Consider the following 19,031-nt stretch of genomic DNA (forward strand, 5'->3'; position numbering starts at 1 on the left):
AACACATGCAGATCTCTCTCAGCATATCTACCTACAACTGGCCGGCCGCACTGGAGGTTTGCCTGTTGAGCGTGCTGGGGCAAACAGTGATGCCGGCCGAAGTGCTGGTGGCTGACGATGGCTCCGGCGGCGCCACCCGTGAACTGATCACCTCCTTCCAGCAGCGGTTTCCCATACCGTTGAAACATATCTGGCAGGCGGATGAGGGCTTCCGGCTGGCTGGCATCCGCAACAAGGCCATACTGGCTGCCGCGCAGCCCTACATTGTCCAGATTGACGGAGATGTGATACTGCACCCGCAATTTGTGGAAGACCACGTACGCTTTGCCCGGCCGGGCTGTTTTGCCACAGGCAGCCGCGTATTGATGGGAGAAGCCTTGTCCAGGGAAGTACTGACCACCAAAAATATCAACGCCACCCTGCTGCGTAAAAACAGCAAGAACTTTTTCAACAGCCTGCACATGCCGTGGATATCGGACTTCCTGGCCCACCGCTATAAAAAAGACCCGTTTGACGTAAAAGGCTGCAACATGGCTTTCTGGAAAGCTGACCTGGAAAAGGTGAACGGTTATAATGAAATATTCACGGGCTGGGGAAGGGAAGACAGCGAGCTGGCCATCCGCCTGGTGAATGCAGGCGTTCGCAAACGTTTCCTAAAAGGCGGCGGCATCATGTACCACATTCATCACCGCGAAGCCTCCCGCGGCCGCGAAGCGGAGAATGACCGCCTGCTGGCCCAAACCCGGCTGGAAAGAAGGACCTTTGCGGAAGAAGGGCTATCCCGCCACATCACTCACTGAGCTTTGCAGTCAACTGCGTATTGCCGGTATTGCCGGTAACTTTTCCATTGCTGCCACCAGCTGTTTTCCGGCAGCGGCATGCTGTGGATCTCCTGGTCTGTAATATGATAATCGCTGAATATCCGGTCCCGCTCCGCAAATACGGACTCCGGTACTTTTTTGTACAGCTCGCCCTTTCCTACCGGCTTGGAGTGGTACACAGGCTGCGTGTCAAATACGGCAATGCTTCTATCCCCGGCCGCCTTGCGCACCATTTCGCCCCACAGCAGGTCTATTCCATAACCCGAGCGGGTCAGCTTGAAGGTAGGCAGCAACTGCCTGACGGCCGCGCTGGTCATCATCGGGCACATCAGCTCCACGGTGTTCATATAACGGATACCTGACAAACGCTTTTGCAGCAGGGCCTTCCAGCTTTTGAAAGAGTTGCGGGTGAGCGCGGGCTGCGCCAGTTCGGTGCGGGACCTCTCAAAGAAATAAAACAGGCAGTTGATCTTTTCACGCGCCATCACAATATCATCATCCGGGAAAAAGAAACGGTCATAGGTTTCCAGCAACGCCGGCTGCTGATCAAACAGGTCTTTGATCATCCACCATTTAAAATCTTTCAGGTGGCATACGCGGAAGGCGGTGGAAGGCTGCAACAGCTCCGGTTGTGTGATCTGCGGATGATAATACAGCAGCAGTACGTTGAAGCGCCGGTTGGCGGCATCCGTTATCCAGCTGCTTAACAAAGACTGGTTGCCAAAAGGCATGATCAGCAAATTTCTGGAAGACATATGGTGGATCAGTCTATTTCAATAATTTATAGTTCCTGTAATCAAACAGGCGCTTGCCCGTTTTCTGCTCTATCCAGTACAGGACCTTGCGTTTCAGGCCTTTGAAGTTCTTCCTGCTCACATCGTGTTCAAACTGCCAGTTCTTCTGGGCAATACGCGCCTGCATCACAGCGGGATGTTGACCCGTAAAGCGCACCAGCGAGTCTATGCCTGCATAGTCAAACGCGTCTTTCAGGCCATGGCGCTCAATCGCTTTTTCTTCCTCTTTCCCGAAGTAGAGGGAAATAGAGTTCTTCAGTTTTTTAGCCTGCTCCTGCGGGTGCTTTACCCAGCCGTAATGATGCATCCAAGCCGCTACAGGTTTTACGTGCAGCTTATTCCCGTTGAGGCGGAAACCCTGCGCATCGCGGTAGGAGCGGATATTTTTATTGTTGCGGATAATGCGTACTTCCTTGTTGTACCAGGTGCGGGAATCTCCCAGGTAATCGTAGCTGCCGTAAAAGTGCCGGTAGTTGAACAGCAGGCCCTCCACCCGCGCATCATCCTTATACCGTTCCATGGCGGCGCGGATGGCGGGGTAATCATCTTCATGCACCACTTCGTCTCCCTGTATGTAAAAAGCCCAGGTGCTGTCTTCACTCACATGCGCAAACGCCTTGTCTGTTTCAACGGCCAGAATGCGGCCGCCTTCTTTCAGGGAATCGTCCCACGTGGAATGTACAATGCGCAGCTTGGGAGAACCAATGGATTCGATCAGCTGCAAGGTACCATCGTCCGAATCTCCCACGCTGACCACCACCTCATCGCACAGCGGCAAAATGGAGCGGATCGCTTCCACCACCGGGTAATCATACCTCACCGCATTGCGAACAAAAGTAAATCCGGACACTTTCATGGCTGCAAAGATGTGGAAAATCATTGATACATTTGTTTTATGTATCAGCAATTACTCGCCCGTTTAGGGGAGGGCAATGTACGGGCACTGGCGCGCTGCATATCACTGGTGGAAAACGAAGCACCGGGTTACACCGCTTTGCTGGAGGCCCTGCCGGCAGGCGGGCATACGCGGGTGGCGGGCATTACCGGGCCGCCGGGCGCCGGTAAAAGTACGCTGGTCAATGCGCTGATCACCGCTTTAACGGCGGAAGGGAAAAAAGTGGCCGTCATAGCCGTTGACCCTTCCAGCCCTTTTAATTTCGGAGCGCTGCTGGGAGACCGCATCCGCATGAGCACACATTTTTCAGACCCCAACGTATTTATCCGCTCCATGGCCAGCCGCGGCGCGCTCGGCGGGCTCAGCCCTAAAATACTGGAGGTGAGTGACCTGGTGAAAGCCGCCGGGTTCGATTATCTTTTCATTGAAACAGTAGGCGTAGGGCAAAGCGAAGTAGAAATAGCCGGCGTGGCAGACACCACGGTGGTAGTGGTGGTGCCGGAAGCGGGAGACGAGATACAGACCATGAAAGCTGGACTGATGGAGATCGCCAATATTTTTGCAGTGAACAAGGCCGACCGCCCTGCTGCAAACGAATTTGTAAAGAACCTCCGCCTGCTGGCCCATACCAAACGTACGGCAGGCTGGGAAACGCCGGTGATCAAAACCATTGCCACCACGGCAGCGGGCATTCCGGAACTGATAGCCGCCCTGGATGCGCACCGCCTGCAGACGCATGGCAACCGGGAAAGAAAGGCGCTGCTGCTGGCGGAAAAAGCCTACCAGCTGATACAGCATCGCCGCATGCAGGATGTAGACAAACAGGCGCTCCTCCATGAAGTACAGGCACTGCTGGACCATCCGCAATTCAACCTTTACCGCATTGTACAACAATATGCAAAGTGGACCGCTGCGGAAAGACCGCAGTGAAATTTTTCACCATTCCGGGCGGTTTCATGCAACCACCTTATATTTGTTACGGCAGTAAGGACCATCGACATCAACCAGACACAATTTTGTTTGATTTACATCGTTCTAATGGCGGTTTTTCAAACAACATGAACGTGCTATTCGCACACTACTGAAAATTAGTATTTTTAGGATCTTTTCGGGCACCAGCAGCAACCCGTTACATAAATTTGAACATGGCAAAGGAATCTACCTTTAACCCTGAACACCAGGCAACCAATACCGCAAGCAAAGTGGTAGCGGCACTAGAAAGGCTGTCTGAAGCATTTCGGGTGTTGCTCTGGCAGGAAGCCAAACAACATGGTATCAGCCCCATACAGGTGCAGATACTCACTTACCTGCTGCATTATCCAGACAAGTTCAAGACCGTTACGCACCTGGCTTCTCATTTTAACATGACCAAGGCTACCATCAGTGATGCTATCAAATCTGTAGAATCAAAAGGATTGCTGAAACGGAAAGAAGATATTAAAGACAGCCGCAGCCACACGCTCCTGCTCACCAGGGAGGGAAAAATGATTGCCCGTAAAATAGAAGATTTTGCCAACCCCATCCAACGCTCTGTAAATACCATACCAGCAGAAAAGCAGGGCGGTTTATTGGAGCAGCTGCTGAACCTGATACAAGACCTGAACCGCAACCTGGTGATCACGCCGCAACGCATGTGCCTCAACTGCCGTTTTTATGAAAAGAAAGGCAAGCTGCATTACTGCAACCTTGTAAAATCTTTCCTGAAAGCGGGAGACCTGCGGGTAGACTGCCCCGAGTTTACCGTGCCGTTGGCCGGTTTAAGCAATTGAAAATTTATTGGGCTTTCTGGCTCCTCCACCAGCGGTAGCCTAAAAAAGCCATGAGGGCCAGCGGCGTAAATGCCAGCATGAGAATGCCGTTATTGAGGCCTTTGGCAGGCCCCTCGCCCAGTTGCTGGGCCGTTTTGGTGCAGAGGGAACATTGCGCCAGCAATTCACTGCAGGGCAGCAGCAGCGCCAATATTGTCAGTATTAAAAACAGCTTTTTCACGGTACGAAGTTAAGGCATTTTTATAGTGCCGCACCTGATTTGCGTCAGCTTATGCGTAATACGGCTGTATCATGATGTATACCACCACGCCGGTAACCGCTACATAAAACCAGATGGGCCAGGTAAAGCGCGCAATTTTGCGGTGGCGGGCGTTATCTCCCTGGAACGCGCGCAGCAGCGTAAACAGCACCAGCGGTACTATTACCACGGCCAGCACAATATGGGTAAGCAGGAAAAAGAAATACAGGTAACGGATGTTGCCTGCCGCGGCTATTTCCATAGCGTCTACCACCTGGTCATGATTCATGTCCCCGAACTTGGTGCTTTCTGTAAGAAAATGATACGTAACGTAAGACAGCAGGAAACAAACGGACAAGATCACCGCGGTAAGGTTAGCCCATTTATGGGCGGTGGCATACCCGTTCTTGATAAAAAACAGGCTGGCCAGCAGCAATACGGCGGTGGCGGAGTTGAGCAGCGCATGAAAAAAGGGCATCACCCTTACATCAAAACCGGTCTCAATATCAGGCTTGGGCAGTACAAACAGTACGGCCACCACTACCGGTATAACGATGGAAATGATCGCTATGGGCAGGTTCAGGTTCTTGTTTTTCAGGTTACTCATGTTCACTACTGTTTGGAAGAGAACAGGCGCTTCAGCAGGCCGGGTTTCTTCTTGTCTTTCGCAATGTGCAGCACGGCAATATCATTCACCATGCGGCTGATATCATTGGTATCAAGCCCGTTGTAATAGCCGCGGATGTACCGGTCTTTGTCTATCACCACAAACTTCTCTGTATGGATAAAATCGTCCGGGCCGCCGTCTCCTTCCACCGCGTTCACAAAAAACTCGTGGCGGGCCAGGTCATAGATCTCCTTCTTGTCCCCGGTGAGCAGCCACCAGTTCTTCGGGTCAACATTGTTCCGGTCCGCATACCGCTTGAGCATTTGTACCGTATCCCGCGTGGGGTCTACCGTAATGGAAATGATCTGTATCAGCGTATCGTTCTTTTCGTACGCGTCCTGTACCCGTTTGAGGTGCTGTGTGAGGGTGGGGCAAATAGTGGGGCAGCTGGTAAAGAAGAAGTCTACCACCAGTATCCGGTTTTTGGCGTCGCTCAGGCGTACCGCTTCTCCCAGCTGGTTGGTCAGCGTAAAATCTTTCACCTGGTGATACACGGTATCGTAGGTGGTTTTCCCATCTTTCACAATGGTGTCTACCCTTTCCGCAATAAGATAGGGCGGTATATGCACCACGTTCTTGCCGTAATGGTCCACTATCAGGTAACCCGCCAGGGGTACCAGCATGGCCAATGCTACTCCTAATAATGCTTTCCTGGAAATGACGTTAAGATTTTAAAGTGACATAAATGCAAAAATGTAAAAGTGAAGCAATCAGGTCCTGAAGGCATCACTTTTACATTCTGCGATGATCGTTGATCAATGGTGTTAATGATGAGCAGGCGCTGCTACAGGCGCTTCCTTTTTGACGGGCGTGCCCGGTGAAAGGTCTTTCCGCATGTTCTTCCAGGAGTCTCCATCTGCAAGGAATGCGATGATGAACCAGATGAAGAGCATCAACGGCATCAGGACGGTCATGATCAGGTTCTTGATCTCGTGCCTGAGGTGCATGAACTCTGCCACAATGTAAAAGGCTTTGAACAAGGTAAGGAGAATGAACAGTGAGTTCAGCCATAACTTGCTGGGAAAGCCTGTGTAGAGGTGCACGAATGCCATACCTACTTCCACGATAGTGATGCCTAACAATATCCAGAACGTTTTCCAGATAACCTTTACCTGTGCGTCTTTATCGTGTGCTGAATGTGTATGCGCCATGATCTAAATAATTCAGTTTCTTTTATGATAATCAATTCAATTCTGTTACTTACAGCAGGTAGAAGCAGGTGAATACAAATACCCAAACCAGGTCTACAAAGTGCCAGTACAAGCCTACTTTTTCCACCATTTCGTAGTGACCGCGGTGCTCGTAGGTACCTTTCAGTACGTTGATGAGCACAATGATATTCAGTATCACACCAGACGTTACGTGCAGGCCGTGGAAACCGGTAATGGTGAAGAAGAAGTCAGTAAAGTTGGTAGAGATGGCGGCAGACCCGTCTGCGTTCGGGAAGGGGTTGCGGCCCCACCAGGCGCCTACTTCGTGCAGATGCGTCCATTCCCAGGCCTGGCAGCCAAGGAACATCAACCCGCCAACAATGGTGAGCACCAGCCATTTGGTTACGCCCTGCCTGTCCATATACTTGCCGGCGTGCACAGCCAGTACCATGGTAACGGAACTCATGATGAGGATAAAGGTCATCAAGCTCACAAATACCAGCGGCAAGTTGGTATGCCCCATGAACGGGAAGGAGTGGAACACCACGTTCGGGTCAGGCCAGGCTTCTGCCATGAAACGCTGCGTACCATAAGATATCAGCAATGCGCCAAACGTGAAGGCATCGGAGATCAGGAAATACCACATCATCAACTTGCCATAGCTCACGCTGAAGGGGGAATACCCTCCGTTCCACCATTTTTTCTTCGCTGTTACTGCGTTATCCATTTTTACGAATTATGAATTTTATTGGTTCTAAACAGTATCTTCTTTAAAAATTATCTTGCCAGGCTGAAAAATATCAGCAGGTAAATCCAGAGCCCGTCTACAAAGTGCCAGTAAGTGGACGCCACTTCAATAGGCACCGAGCTGTAGGTCCTGATGCGCGTACGGTAAGCGCGGAAAAACAGCACCAGCAATACTACCACACCGCCGAGCACGTGCAGGATGTGCGCCCCTACTATCACGTAAATGAAAGAGGCAGACACCGTACTGTCCAGCGCCAGCCCATGGTTCTTCATGTCTGAAAAACCGATCACCTGGCACGCGGCAAATGCCAGGCCCAGCAGCGCCGTAATGGTAATGAGCTGTTTATAGCTGCCCATGTTCCGGGCCTTGAACTGGCGTTGCGCAAAATAGATGGTTACGCTGCTCAGCAGGATAAGGCCGGTAGACACCCAGAAAATGGAGGGCAGCTCAAAGCTCAGCCAGCTGGCCTGGGCGCGTTTCACCACATAAGCACTTGTGAAGCCGATGAACATCATGGTAATGCTGGCCATGGCTATCCACATGGAGTATTTATGCGGGTGTATCTTGTTTTTTTGCGCGTTCATTGTAATCATCTCCTCACTATTTTACTTTATCAAACAACAATGCCAGGAATATTACTGCCAGGTAAATGTACGAGCCGAACATCAGCTTGCGGGCCGAAGGCACATCGCATTTACGGTACAGGTTGATGGCGCGGTACAGGTAAAAACAGCCTATGAGGATGGCCACAATAGCTGAAATATACCCGGTAAGGCCCAGCAGGTAAGGCGCTACGCCCGCCGGTATCAGCAGCAGCGCATACATGGCGCTTTGCAGGGCTATCATTTTGCCCGGCCCCCTGTCAGACGGCATCAGCCTGAAACCCGCACGGGTATAGTCTGTATGCGCCACCCAGGCAATAGCCCAGAAATGGGGGAACTGCCAGAGGAACTGTATGGCAAACAAGGCCCAGCCGCCTTCTGAAAGGGCGTTGTCCCCTGCCGCCCAGCCTATCAGCGGGGGCAAAGCGCCGGGAAAGGCGCCCACCAGCACAGCCAGGGAGTTCCATTTTTTCCAGGGTGTGTACACAAAACCGTATATCACCAGGGAAAGCAGGCTCAGGCCCGCGGCCAGCCAGTTAAAGGTAAAACCCATAACGGCAATACCCGTGGCCCCGGTCACTACCGCCACCACACTGGCTTCGGAAACAGTAAGGCGGCCGGCGGGCAATGGCCTGGGGGCCGTGCGCGCCATCAGCTTGTCTGTTTCTTTTTCCAGTATCTGGTTAATGATATTGGCCGAGCCGGATACCAGTATGCCACCTGTAAATAATAAAAGAACTTTGATCAAGTCAAATTCCACGCCGGGCACCAGCAGGTAGGCTACCACGCAGGAAAACACTACCAGGAAGGTGAGGGTGAATTTCATCATCATGAAATAATCTTTCACCCTGCTTGCGATGGCGTATGATAAAGACAACTTTATGGAATTTTCTTGCAACATATGATTTCTTCACTAAATCTGTTCCACAATTTCGATCTCCCGCGCTAATTCCTGTTTTGTGTTGTAACTGCATAAAATTGATCCATAAGCAGTTACAACACCCTTCTACTCCCTAGTGGTTGGACTCGTCTGGCGATACAGGTACGGTCTGCGGAATGAAGTCCTTCCCGTCTTTACTGTAGTCATAAGCCCAGCGGTGTACCTCCGGAATTTCGCCGGGCCAGTTACCGTGGCCGGGATTGATCGGGGTGGTCCATTCAAGTGACGTAGCGTTCCACGGGTTAGGCGTGGTGAGCTTGCGGCCTTTGAATATGCTGTAGAAGAAGTTGAAAACGAACAGCAGTTGCGTGGCGAATACAATAATTACCACGAAGCTGATGAACTGGTTCAGGCCTTCAAACTGGTTGAAGGAAGCCCAGGTAGAGTAATCAAAGTAACGGCGGGGCATGCCGGCCATCCCTTCGTAGTGCATGGGCCAGAAAATGAGGTACGCGCCCACCAGGGTGATCCAGAAGTGGATGAAGCCCAGCGTCTGGTTCATATAACGGCCGTACATTTTCGGGAACCAGTGATAGATACCGGCAAACATGCCAAAGAACGCGGACACGCCCATTACAATGTGGAAGTGCGCAATTACAAAGTAGGTATCATGCAGGTGAATGTCTATAGCGGAGTTACCGAGCCAGATACCGGTAAGGCCACCGGAAATGAAGGTGCTCACAAAACCGATGGAGAACAGCGACGCCGGGGTGAAACGGATGTTACCACGCCAGATAGTTGTTAACCAGTTGAACACCTTGATAGCCGACGGTACGGCAATCAGCAGGGTCAGCAGTACAAAGAACGCGCCGAGGAAGGGGTTCAGCCCCGTTACGAACATGTGGTGCGCCCATACCAGGAACGCAAGGATACAGATCGCAAAGAGGGAGCCCACCATTGCCAGGTAGCCGAATATCGGCTTGCGCGAATTAACGGCCAGTATTTCAGACACCATACCCATGGCAGGGAGAATGATGATATATACTTCAGGGTGCCCCAGGAACCAGAACAAGTGCTGGTAAAGGATAGCGGAACCGCCTTCGTGGGCCAGCGCCTTACCCTGGATGAAGATCTCGCTCAGGTAGAAGCTGGTATCCGCATGGCGGTCAAACAGCAGCAGTACGAAACCGCTCAGCAGTACCGGGAAAGACAGTACGCCCAGCACGGCGGTGAAGAAGAACGCCCAGATGGTGAGCGGCAGCCTCGTCATGCTCATGCCCTTGGTACGCATGTTCAGGATAGTGGAAATATAGTTCAGTGAGCCCAGCAGTGATGACACAACGAAGATGGCCATACTGATGAGCCAGAGGTCCATCCCTATTTTGGAACCGATGGAAGCGTCTCCCAGGGCGCTCAGCGGGGGATAAGCCGTCCAGCCTCCGGAAGCAGGCCCGGTCTGTACGAACAGGGAGCTCATCATGATCACGCTGGCCAGGAAGAAGAACCAGTAGCTCAGCATATTCATAAATGGAGAAGCCATGTCACGCGCGCCTACCTGCAGGGGAATCAGCAGGTTGGAGAAGGTGCCGCTCAAACCGGCCGTCAGTACGAAGAATACGAGAATGGTACCATGCATGGTAACCAGGGCATAATATGCTTCAGCCGTGATCCTGCCGCCTTCGGCCCAGTGGCCGAGAATGCTTTCCAGCCAGGGGAAGGTAGCTTCAGGATAACCCAGTTGCAAACGGAACAGTACAGAGAAGAACGCCCCAATGATAGCCCAGATGATCCCTGTGATGAGGAATTGCTTGGCAATCATCTTATGGTCCATGCTGAAAACATACTTCGAAATGAAGGTCTCCTCATGATGATGGTCGTGACCATCATGGCCATTACCATGCCCGTGCTCCACGTGGCCGTGGTGCGCTAAATCTTGACTGTGCAATGTTGCTTCGTTACTCATAATAAGTTCTGTTTATGATCAGCCGGTAAACGGGGCAGGCCTGCCGGCTATGTCTTTAATGTTTTCTCTTCAAAAATCGCTGGCTTCAAAATTAATGGGCGGCAGCTACTGCTACGGCCTTGGTACTGTCTGCTGGCTTGGCCGGGGCAGCCTCGGGAGCCGGGTGGGCCTGGGAGTACTGCGTGGGCTGAGATGCAAGCCATGCGTCATATTCTTCCTGTGTTTCCACTACGATATTCGCTTTCATCGAATAGTGCCCCTTTCCGCACATCTGGTCACAGGCCAGTTCATATACAAAGTCCGGGTTGCCGGTACGTTTTCTCATTTCTGCCGTGGTGAACTTGGGCGTAAACCACAGGGTGGTGGGGATGCCGGGCACCGCGTCCATTTTCAGGCGGAAGTGCGGCAGGCCTACGTCATGCACCACATCGCGGGAGCCGATGATCAGTTTCACGTCCTTGCCTACTACCACGTGCAGCTCGGAAGAGATGAAATCGTCGTGATTTAGTTTATCTGCCCAGTCCTGGCCCAGCGGGTTGTTGCTTTCGTTGATCTGTTTAAAGTGGCGGCGGCCCAGCTGGCCGTCTTTCCCGGGGTAGCGCATCATCCAGTTAAACTGTTTGCCTATCACTTCTACCACCATGGCGTCTTTCGGCGCTTCGGAAGTGATGCGCATCCAGTGACGGATACCAAAAGCCACCAGGATAGTAAGCGCAATGGCAGGGACCACCGTCCAGATCACCTCCAGTTTGTTATTGTGGGGGAAATAAAAGGCTTTGCGGCCTTCTTTTTCCTGGTATTTGAAAGAGAACCAGAACAGGAGTATCTGTGTAACCACAAACACCGCCATGGTGATGATGAATGTCACCTTGATGAGCTGGTCCACCCCTTCGCCCTGAACGGAAGCAGACTCTCCGAGCATCTTGTCATCCAGGAGATCGTGGCACCACCATACGGCAATCAGCCCCAACACCAGGAATACGATCATCAGGAAACCGTTGATGCGGTTGGATTGCTCGCGCGATTTCTTTTCACCTTTCAGAATGGACACATATTCGCTTGCCTTCGCGATCTGGAAGATCACGACGAATATGAGAACAACTACTAAAACTGCTAAATATCCTGACATTGCTATGAATAATAATTAAGTTATCTAATGCTAAACGTTTTTTCTCCTTTCGTTACGCCACGCATCAGGTGTGGTGTACAATACTTTCTTTCAGGTAAGGATGATTTTTCGGCGTCAGCGGCGCTTTGGCCAGCTGGTTAGCCGTAACCCAGATGATCAGTCCCACAAACCCGAGGCCGATACCCAGTTCAAACCAGGGGAAATTCAGCTCTTTTACGGTAGCCGGCATTACCATCTGGAAGAAATCAAGCCAGTGGCCGAAAATAACTACTCCTGACATTACGGCCATTACTGTATAGTTCCTTTTGGTGGAGCGTTTCATAAAGATCAACAGCGGTACAATGAAGTTAATGATCAGGTTCAGGAAGAACACGGGCCTGAAAGCACCCCATACGCGGGGCTGGAAGTAGACCGTTTCTTCCGGCATGTTGGCGTACCAGATCAGCATGTACTGGGAGAACCAGAGGTACGTCCAGAAGATGCTGAAGGCAAAGATGAACTTGCCGAGGTCATGCAGGTGCTCTTCATTTACCCAGGGCAGGTAACCATTGCCTTTCAGGTAGATCACGAACAATGCGATCAGGGAAAGGCCTGATACCCAGGTGCTGGCGAAGGTGTACCAGCTATACATGGTAGAGAACCAGTGCGCGTCTATGCTCATGAGCCAGATCCACGGGGTGGTGGAGCCCATGGTAAGCGCGTAAACCACTATGAAAACGGCGCACCAAACGGTGCCGTTCCAGAGGAGGGTCCTGCGGCTGTTCTGGTCCAGCTTCATGGTATCTTCAGCGAGGGACATTTTCCGGATCTTCAGCGTCAGCGCCGTCCATGCGCCAATGGTGATCACCGTGAAGATGGTTACCATGGAGGGGTTCAGGAAGGGAGATTTGAACTCCAGTATCCTGTCTCCTTCCGGGTGGATCCAGTGGTAAATGTGCCCTTTGTTACCAAAGATCAGGAAAGCCAGCACAACCAGCAAAATTGCGCTCAGTACGGGTACAGCCATGGATATTGCTTCAGGCACGCGGCGGAACGCTATCTGCCAGCCGCCCTGGGCCAGTGTGGTTGCCGCAATGAAGAAGGTACTGGCCAACACCACCATCAGGAAGTAGGTGCTGTTTTGCAGTAAGCCTGCCCAGAAACGGGTGGAACCATGCTCGCCATGGAATGCAAATAATCCGATCAATAAAGTCAGCAAGCCAATACCCAAAAGCACGTAGCTGGTCGTTTTTAATCTTGCTGGTACTACAAATTGGTCCTTCATTACCGTTGTATATTAAATACTAAGTTGAAATGCGTTTAAAACAAATTACTGTGCCTGCGCTACTGCCGGTGCGCCTGCCGCAGCAGTTGAGTCTGCCGCGGGTGCCGCCGGTGCATTACCGCCGCCCTGTATGTTCTTGATATAGGCTACCACTTTCCAGCGCTGCTCCATATCCAGCTGGCTGGCGTAGCTGCCCATCACGTTGTACCCGTAGGTGATTACGTGAAAGATACGGCCTTCGCTGAAGCCCAGCACCTTGCCTGCAATGAAAGATGCAGGGGCTGCGGGGTACGGGCCGTCCCCACCTTTGTACAGGGGGCCGTTACCGTCCAGCTTCTGGCCATGGCATACGCCGCAGTAGATATCATAAAGGCGCTTGCCTTCCTTGATACCGGCTTCATCCAACACCAGCGGGTTCTTCACCAGGTTTGCCTGTGCCGTATCTTCCGCTTTCAGGTGATAGGGCAGCATGGCGCCTCTCTTAACCGTACCTTCCACCGGTTTCAGGCCGGCCAGGCGGCCGCTGTAGAACTCGTATGCACGGGACTCGTACATATCAGGCATATAGATCTTACCGGGCTTTCTATTATGTGCTCCCTTGTTACCGCAGGCGGACAATAATGCCCCGCCGGCCAAGGCTGCTACAATCAGTATGTTGGAAGTCCTTTTCATCCGTAATTAGTTGTCTTTTCAGTGGTCGGATGGAACCTTGCTTGGCTCGGTCTCATCTCGTTTATATTCTAGCTGATCTCTTTTGTTTATGCGTTCAGCGGTTCAATCTGTTTGGTGAACAGCTTGTCTTCCCTGTCAAAGCGGCCTAACCACCAGCCGGCTTCTGCGGTCTGTTCATTGATCTCCTTGGCGCCCACACTGTCCAGGAAGGCTTTCACCTCTTCAGGACGGGTTTTTTCCGTTACCTCAATGGCCATCACGAACAGGTCGTCCGTTTGCCGCGGGTGGAAAATGTGTTTTTTCACAAAGGGGGCCATCTGGCAGAGGTACATGAAGGTCATTACCATCCCTACGGCAGAAAACAGTACGGTCAGCTCAAAGGTGATGGGAATGAAAGCGGGCAGCGGAAAGTGCGGCTTGCCGCCAATGTTCATGGGCCAGTCTGTTGTAAATACCCAGCTCATGAAAGATAATGCGGTAGTGGTACCGGTAATACCGTAAATGAACCCGGCGGTGTGCAGGCTGGTTTCCCGCAGGCCCAGGGCATGGTCAAGCCCGTGTACGGGGAAAGGCGTGTACACATCGTGTATCTTGTACCCGGCTGCGCGTACCTTCTTTACCGCCGGAAACAGTACCGCCTCATCGTCAAAACAGCCTACAACAAATTTTTTAACAGCCATATGGATAAATATTCAATAATCCGTTAATCAAATTCAATTCTTAGTGATGTGTCTGATCGTGCGCAAATTTCTCCACGTCTTCGTCTTCGTACTTCACCATTTTCTCTTTAAAGTTCTCGCCGGAAGTTTTCAGGATGGACTTGATCTCCGCCACTGCAATAACCGGGAAGTATTTAGCGAACAGGAAGTAGCAGGTGAAGAACAGGCCGAAGGTACCCAGGTAAAAACCAACTTCGGGCCAGGACGGGCGGTAGTAGCTCCAGCTGGACGGCAGGTAATCGCGGTACAGTGAAGTACAGATGATCACAAAACGTTCAAACCACATACCGATGTTCACAATGATAGACATGATAAACGTTACCATGATGTTCCTTCTCATTTTACGGAACCAGAACACCTGCGGGGAAATTACGTTGCAGGTCATCATGATCCAGTAGCTCCAGCCCAGGGGACCCGCGGCGCGGAACTTGTAGAAGGTGTCAAATTCGTATTGTACGCCTGAATACCAGGCCATGAACAATTCTGTGAGGTAAGCCACCCCTACTATGGAACCGGTGAGCACGATCACCTTGTTCATGGCCTCCACGTGGCCTATGGTGATGTATTCTTCCAGCTTCAGTACTTTACGGGTGATGATCAGCAGTGTTTGCACCATGGCAAAACCGGAGAAGATAGCGCCGGCCACAAAGTAGGGAGGGAAGATGGTGGTGTGCCATCCGGGGATCACCGAAGTGGCAAAGTCAAAAGATACGATGGTGTGTACAGACAGTACCAGCGGGGTAGACAGGCCGGCCAGCACCAGGGAAAGCGCTTCGTGGCGCTGCCAGTGTTTGGTGGAACCGGTCCAGCCGAAAGAAGCTACGCCGTACAGGTATTTACGCAGTTTTGTTTTGGCCCTGTCACGTACGGTGGCAAAGTCAGGCAGCAGGCCTGAGTACCAGAACAGCAGGGAAACGGTGAAGTACGTAGAGATCGCGAACACGTCCCACAGCAGGGGCGAGTTGAAGTTTACCCAGAGCGGCCCGCGGGTGTTGGGGTAAGGCATTACGAAGAAGGCCATCCAGACGCGGCCCATGTGCCAGATCGGGAACTGGCCCGCGCACATTACGGCAAAGATGGTCATGGCCTCCGCGGCGCGGTTCACCCCTGTACGCCAGCCCTGGCGGAACAGCAGGAGGATAGCGGAGATCAGCGTACCGGCGTGGCCGATACCTACCCACCATACAAAGTTGGTGATGTCCCAACCCCAGCCAATGGTTTTGTTCAGGTTCCACACCCCGGTACCGAAATAAACTTCCCAGGTTACAGAGAAAACACCGAACAGCAAGAGGGCTATGGAAATAAATAAACCAATGTACCACAGCTTTCCAGGCTTGGCCTCAATAGGACTGATAATATCCTCGGTTACCTGGTGATAATCCTTAACCCCATCTATTAAAGGTTCTCTCAGTGTGGATTCGTACTTCAAATGCATAGTATTTTGAGCTTTGCTCGTCCCGGATCTCTCCGGAACTACGTTGTTTCAAAACTTAAAACTGATTCTTTTCTAATTCGATCTTTGCCATTTCCCGCTTCCGGGAAAGGCTCATCCTAGTGATGAGCTTTTTCTTCCTTGTGCGCTCCTGCAGCTACCGGTGCAGCATCCTTGTTACGGATCTTGGCCAGGTAGTTGATGGATGGCAGCGTATGCGTTTCTTCCAGTACGTAGTACAGGCGGTCAGTTTGCTCCTCGTTACGAACCTTGGCTATACGGCTGTCTTTATCGTTGATGTTACCGAACACGATAGCGTCTGTAGCGCAGGCCTGCTGGCAGGCGGTGCGGGCCTCGCCGTCTTTCATGGGACGGCCGGCTTTTTTGGCCGCCAGTTTCGCGTCCTGTAAGCGTTGTACGCAGAAAGAGCATTTCTCCATGGTACCGCGGCTGCGCACTACCACGTCCGGGTTCAGCACCATGCGGGTAATAGCGTCGTTCATATCAGCCGTATCGTGCAGGTTGCCTTCAAAGCTGTCTGCCCCGTTCCAGTCTCTCCAGTTGAAGCGGCGTACTTTATACGGACAGTTGTTTGCGCAATAACGGGTACCGATGCAACGGTTGTAAGCCATCTGGTTAAGACCTTCAGAGCTGTGGTTGGTAGCTGCTACCGGGCAAACGTTCTCACAGGGAGCGTTATCGCAGTGCTGGCACAGCATAGGCTGGAACACCACTTCGGGGTTGTTCTCGTCACCCGCAAAGTAGCGGTCAATACGCAGCCAGTGCATTTCGTGGGCCAGTACCACCTGCTCCTTACCTACAACGGAAACGTTGTTCTCCGCAGTACATGCTACTACGCAGGCGCCGCAGCCAAAGCAGGAGTTCAGGTCTATAGACATGCCCCATTTGATGCCGGGGTATTCGAACTTGGTACCGCCGGTATACAGGGTGGCATCGTTACGGAAATCTTCACCGTAATGAGCCAGGTGCTCCCTGTCGTGGTTCACCTCTTTCGGGTTCTTGATGAACGCGTCGAGGGTGGTTTCTTTGATGATGGGGCGGCCCTCATAGCTGTTATGCGTTTGAGTGAGGCCCACCGGATATTTTCTGCCGGTAGCTTCTGCTTTTGCGTCTGTAGCAAAGTAGCTGAAGGTCTGACCGTTGAAAGAAGCGAAGGGATAAGCGTTGGCGCCTATTTCACCGGCGGCCTTGCCGATGAACTGTTTTTTGCCGCGGCCGTAACCTACTGCAATGGCAATTACATCGGGGTGAATACCGGGCACGATCATCAGCGGCAGCTCTACGGAGTAGCCTTTGGCGGTGATCTTCAATACCCGTCTTTCAGCGTTGATCTCGTAATTATCGCCCAGTTCGGTTTTGAAAGTTTTGGCCACGGTGTTGGATACGCAGGCGTAGTTGTCCCAGGTAGCGCGCGTGATCGGGTCAGGCATTTCCTGCAACCAGGGGTTGTTGGCCTCTTTACCATTACCAATGGCTACTTTTTCGTACAGCACCAGTTCCATGCCGCCGGTTTTGGGAGCGCTGATGGCCGTTGCGGCGGAACCAGCGTCTGCCGTGAAAGCGGCGCCTGTCAGCGGGGCGCCCGCGGCAGGCTCAATCACACCGTCCTGCAGGGCTTTGTCCCATGCTTCCTGGGAGCCCAGTTTGGCCACCCATTCGTTCTTCAGGTAGTCTTCCCAGGCGGTGGTGTTACCACTCCAGCTCAGCAGGGAAGCCTGGAAAGCGCGGGTTTTGAACAGCGGTGCAATGGTAGGCTGAATAAAGGCATAGTAGCCGGTACGGCCTTCCGCATCGCCCCAGCTTTCGAGGAAGTGATGGTCAGGGATGATGTATTTGCAGTATTGGGTTGTTTCGTCGTAACGGTCGTTGAAAGATACGGTGACCCCTACTTTTTTGATACCGTCAACAAATTTCTTCGCATCGTAGTAATCGTAGGCGGGGTTTACGCCATGTACCAGCAGGGCGCCTACGCTGCCTGCGTTCATGTCTTTCACCAGTTGCTCCATTTCCGCGTCAATACCCTGGCGGTAGTTGCTGGTAACGGCCCAGTCTATGGTAGTTCCGTTGGCGCCAGCCAGGTTGTTGATGGCGTTGACGATGATCTGTACGTTCACGTCGTTGGAGCCTGACACTACCAGTACTTTGCCGGGGTTGGCCTGGATGGCCTTGGCGGCTTTGGCAATGCCTTCTTTCAAACGGGCGTCTACCAGTGCGGGGGCAGTAACGCCGCCGCCCAGGGCAGCCAGCAGGCCAAGCGCTACCGCGCCGGTCTCTGAAGGGCGGTGAGTGTAGCGCTCGTCAGCATTGGCGCCGGTAAGGCTCATCATACTTTCAAAGTGGAAATGTTTGCTCATTTCCGGCTTCTTAGCGTCGATCTTGCGGTTTTTGCCGTACTGGCGGGAGTATTCGGAGGGGTTCAGCCATGTGCCGAGGAAGTCGGCCCCAAGGCTTACCACTACTTTTGCGTTCTCAAAATGGTAGGAAGGCAGGGCCCTTTTGCCGTAAGACTGCTCGTTGGCGAGCAGCATGCCGGAGTAAGACACTGCGTCGTATGTTATGTGGCGGGAGCCGGGGTATTTGGCCAGGAACTCGCCGATCAGCTTTTTAGTGGTAGGGCTGATGATAGTAGCCGTGAGCAGTACAACAGGTTTGCCGGTAATAGCGGCCGTCACTTGTTTGTCCAGCTCGGAGAAAAGGGCAATTTCCTTCACTCTTTCTTCCAGGCTTTCTTTATCAGGCCCGTTGTTAATGCCGGGGTAACGGAGGCGTGCCACATCGTACAGGCCCAGTACAGATGCCTGTACCCGGGCGGTGTTGCTGCCTTCGGTTACGGTAGACATTTCGTTACCTTCTACCTTGATGGGGCGGCCTTCTCGGGTTTTTACCACCAGGGGCACATACTCACCGTCAACGGTATAGGCAGAAGCATAATAATTGGGTACGCCAGGTGTAATGTCCTGGGGTTTATTCACGTAAGGGATGGCCTTCTTAACCGGGATGTCGCAGCTGGCGGCAATGGTAGCGGCCGCAGTGGTGAACCCGAGGTATTTCAAGAAATCCCGGCGGGGGGTAGTGGCACCCAGAAAACTGTCACTCTCTTCAAACGGCAGATCTTCCCTGAATTCGTTCTTCACAGCTTCCTGATGCGCAGCGGTATTGTGCAACTCCTCCAAGCCTTTCCAATACTTTTTTTGCTCCATGTGATTATATCGAGTTACGATTTAAAAAATGTTGAGTTACGGCCGGTTTGTGGGCAGCCGTTGCTT

Annotated in this window: 19 protein-coding genes; 3 read left to right on the forward strand and 16 right to left on the reverse strand. The window is 52.3% G+C overall.

All coding sequences use genetic code 11. From position 1 onward, the window contains the following. Positions 1-5 precede the first annotated feature (5 nt). Positions 6-800, forward strand: coding sequence for a glycosyltransferase family 2 protein (locus tag D3A97_RS06095; protein WP_119077502.1), 795 nt, complete (start codon positions 6-8; stop codon positions 798-800). Here D3A97_RS06095 and D3A97_RS06100 read toward each other — a convergent pair. Beyond that, a complete protein-coding gene (locus tag D3A97_RS06100; RefSeq protein WP_119077503.1) occupies positions 794-1,576 on the reverse strand; it encodes a DUF707 domain-containing protein in 783 nt (260 codons plus the stop codon). The two genes, D3A97_RS06095 and D3A97_RS06100, sit on opposite strands and share 7 nt — an antisense overlap. 13 nt (positions 1,577-1,589) lie before the next feature. Further along, a complete protein-coding gene (locus tag D3A97_RS06105) occupies positions 1,590-2,495 on the reverse strand; it encodes a glycosyltransferase family protein (protein ID WP_232825864.1) in 906 nt (301 codons plus the stop codon). A gap of 15 nt (positions 2,496-2,510) precedes the next feature. Here D3A97_RS06105 and meaB point away from each other — a divergent pair, with 15 nt between their 5' ends. Together meaB and D3A97_RS06115 are read left to right on the forward strand one after the other, a co-directional pair. Beyond that, a complete protein-coding gene (meaB, locus tag D3A97_RS06110; RefSeq protein WP_119077504.1) occupies positions 2,511-3,440 on the forward strand; it encodes a methylmalonyl Co-A mutase-associated GTPase MeaB in 930 nt (309 codons plus the stop codon). 215 nt (positions 3,441-3,655) lie between these two features. After that, positions 3,656-4,279 (forward strand): MarR family winged helix-turn-helix transcriptional regulator, encoded by a 624-nt coding sequence (locus D3A97_RS06115; RefSeq protein WP_119078457.1) that lies wholly within the window; start codon positions 3,656-3,658, stop codon positions 4,277-4,279. Positions 4,280-4,283: 4 nt separating this feature from the next. On the opposite strand, the gene D3A97_RS06120 is transcribed toward D3A97_RS06115, so the two are convergent. The 14 genes from D3A97_RS06120 to D3A97_RS06185 form a co-directional block, all read right to left on the reverse strand. After that, on the reverse strand, positions 4,284-4,499 hold the full coding sequence (locus D3A97_RS06120) for a hypothetical protein (RefSeq protein ID WP_232825865.1): 216 nt from the start codon (positions 4,497-4,499) through the stop codon (positions 4,284-4,286). Between the two features lie 49 nt (positions 4,500-4,548). Further along, on the reverse strand, positions 4,549-5,124 hold the full coding sequence (locus tag D3A97_RS06125) for a DUF420 domain-containing protein (RefSeq protein WP_119077505.1): 576 nt from the start codon (positions 5,122-5,124) through the stop codon (positions 4,549-4,551). A 5-nt stretch (positions 5,125-5,129) separates the two neighbouring features. Beyond that, positions 5,130-5,807 (reverse strand): SCO family protein, encoded by a 678-nt coding sequence (locus D3A97_RS06130; protein ID WP_157986372.1) that lies wholly within the window; start codon positions 5,805-5,807, stop codon positions 5,130-5,132. A gap of 141 nt (positions 5,808-5,948) precedes the next feature. Continuing rightward, positions 5,949-6,335: a cytochrome C oxidase subunit IV family protein gene (locus D3A97_RS06135; protein WP_119077507.1), complete on the reverse strand. Its 387-nt coding sequence runs from the start codon at positions 6,333-6,335 to the stop codon at positions 5,949-5,951. A 49-nt stretch (positions 6,336-6,384) separates the two neighbouring features. Beyond that, the gene (locus D3A97_RS06140) at positions 6,385-7,062 is read right to left on the reverse strand and encodes a cytochrome c oxidase subunit 3 (RefSeq protein ID WP_119077508.1); all 678 of its coding nucleotides are present in this window, start codon (positions 7,060-7,062) and stop codon (positions 6,385-6,387) included. Between the two features lie 50 nt (positions 7,063-7,112). Beyond that, the gene (locus tag D3A97_RS06145; protein ID WP_119077509.1) at positions 7,113-7,676 is read right to left on the reverse strand and encodes a cytochrome c oxidase subunit 3; all 564 of its coding nucleotides are present in this window, start codon (positions 7,674-7,676) and stop codon (positions 7,113-7,115) included. Between the two features lie 7 nt (positions 7,677-7,683). Beyond that, a complete protein-coding gene (gene cyoE, locus D3A97_RS06150) occupies positions 7,684-8,562 on the reverse strand; it encodes a heme o synthase (RefSeq protein ID WP_232825866.1) in 879 nt (292 codons plus the stop codon). 136 nt (positions 8,563-8,698) lie between these two features. Continuing rightward, positions 8,699-10,528 carry a cytochrome c oxidase subunit I gene (locus D3A97_RS06155; RefSeq protein WP_119077511.1) on the reverse strand — a complete coding sequence of 610 codons (1,830 nt, stop codon included), beginning with the start codon at positions 10,526-10,528 and terminating at the stop codon, positions 8,699-8,701. 91 nt (positions 10,529-10,619) lie between these two features. After that, positions 10,620-11,657 (reverse strand): cytochrome c oxidase subunit II, encoded by a 1,038-nt coding sequence (locus D3A97_RS06160; RefSeq protein WP_119077512.1) that lies wholly within the window; start codon positions 11,655-11,657, stop codon positions 10,620-10,622. 64 nt (positions 11,658-11,721) lie between these two features. Further along, entirely contained in the window at positions 11,722-12,921 is a 1,200-nt protein-coding gene (locus D3A97_RS06165; protein WP_119077513.1) for a quinol:cytochrome C oxidoreductase, read from the reverse strand. Between the two features lie 45 nt (positions 12,922-12,966). Then, positions 12,967-13,476, reverse strand: coding sequence for a c-type cytochrome (locus D3A97_RS06170; protein WP_232825867.1), 510 nt, complete (start codon positions 13,474-13,476; stop codon positions 12,967-12,969). A gap of 203 nt (positions 13,477-13,679) precedes the next feature. Further along, on the reverse strand, positions 13,680-14,273 hold the full coding sequence (locus D3A97_RS06175) for a DUF3341 domain-containing protein (RefSeq protein WP_119077515.1): 594 nt from the start codon (positions 14,271-14,273) through the stop codon (positions 13,680-13,682). 40 nt (positions 14,274-14,313) lie between these two features. Further along, on the reverse strand, positions 14,314-15,747 hold the full coding sequence (gene nrfD / locus D3A97_RS06180; RefSeq protein ID WP_119077516.1) for an NrfD/PsrC family molybdoenzyme membrane anchor subunit: 1,434 nt from the start codon (positions 15,745-15,747) through the stop codon (positions 14,314-14,316). A 116-nt stretch (positions 15,748-15,863) separates the two neighbouring features. Further along, positions 15,864-18,965, reverse strand: coding sequence for a TAT-variant-translocated molybdopterin oxidoreductase (locus D3A97_RS06185; RefSeq protein WP_119077517.1), 3,102 nt, complete (start codon positions 18,963-18,965; stop codon positions 15,864-15,866). Positions 18,966-19,031 lie beyond the last annotated feature (66 nt).

The sequence above is a fragment of the Chitinophaga alhagiae genome (assembly GCF_003568665.1).
Classification (GTDB): domain Bacteria; phylum Bacteroidota; class Bacteroidia; order Chitinophagales; family Chitinophagaceae; genus Chitinophaga; species Chitinophaga alhagiae.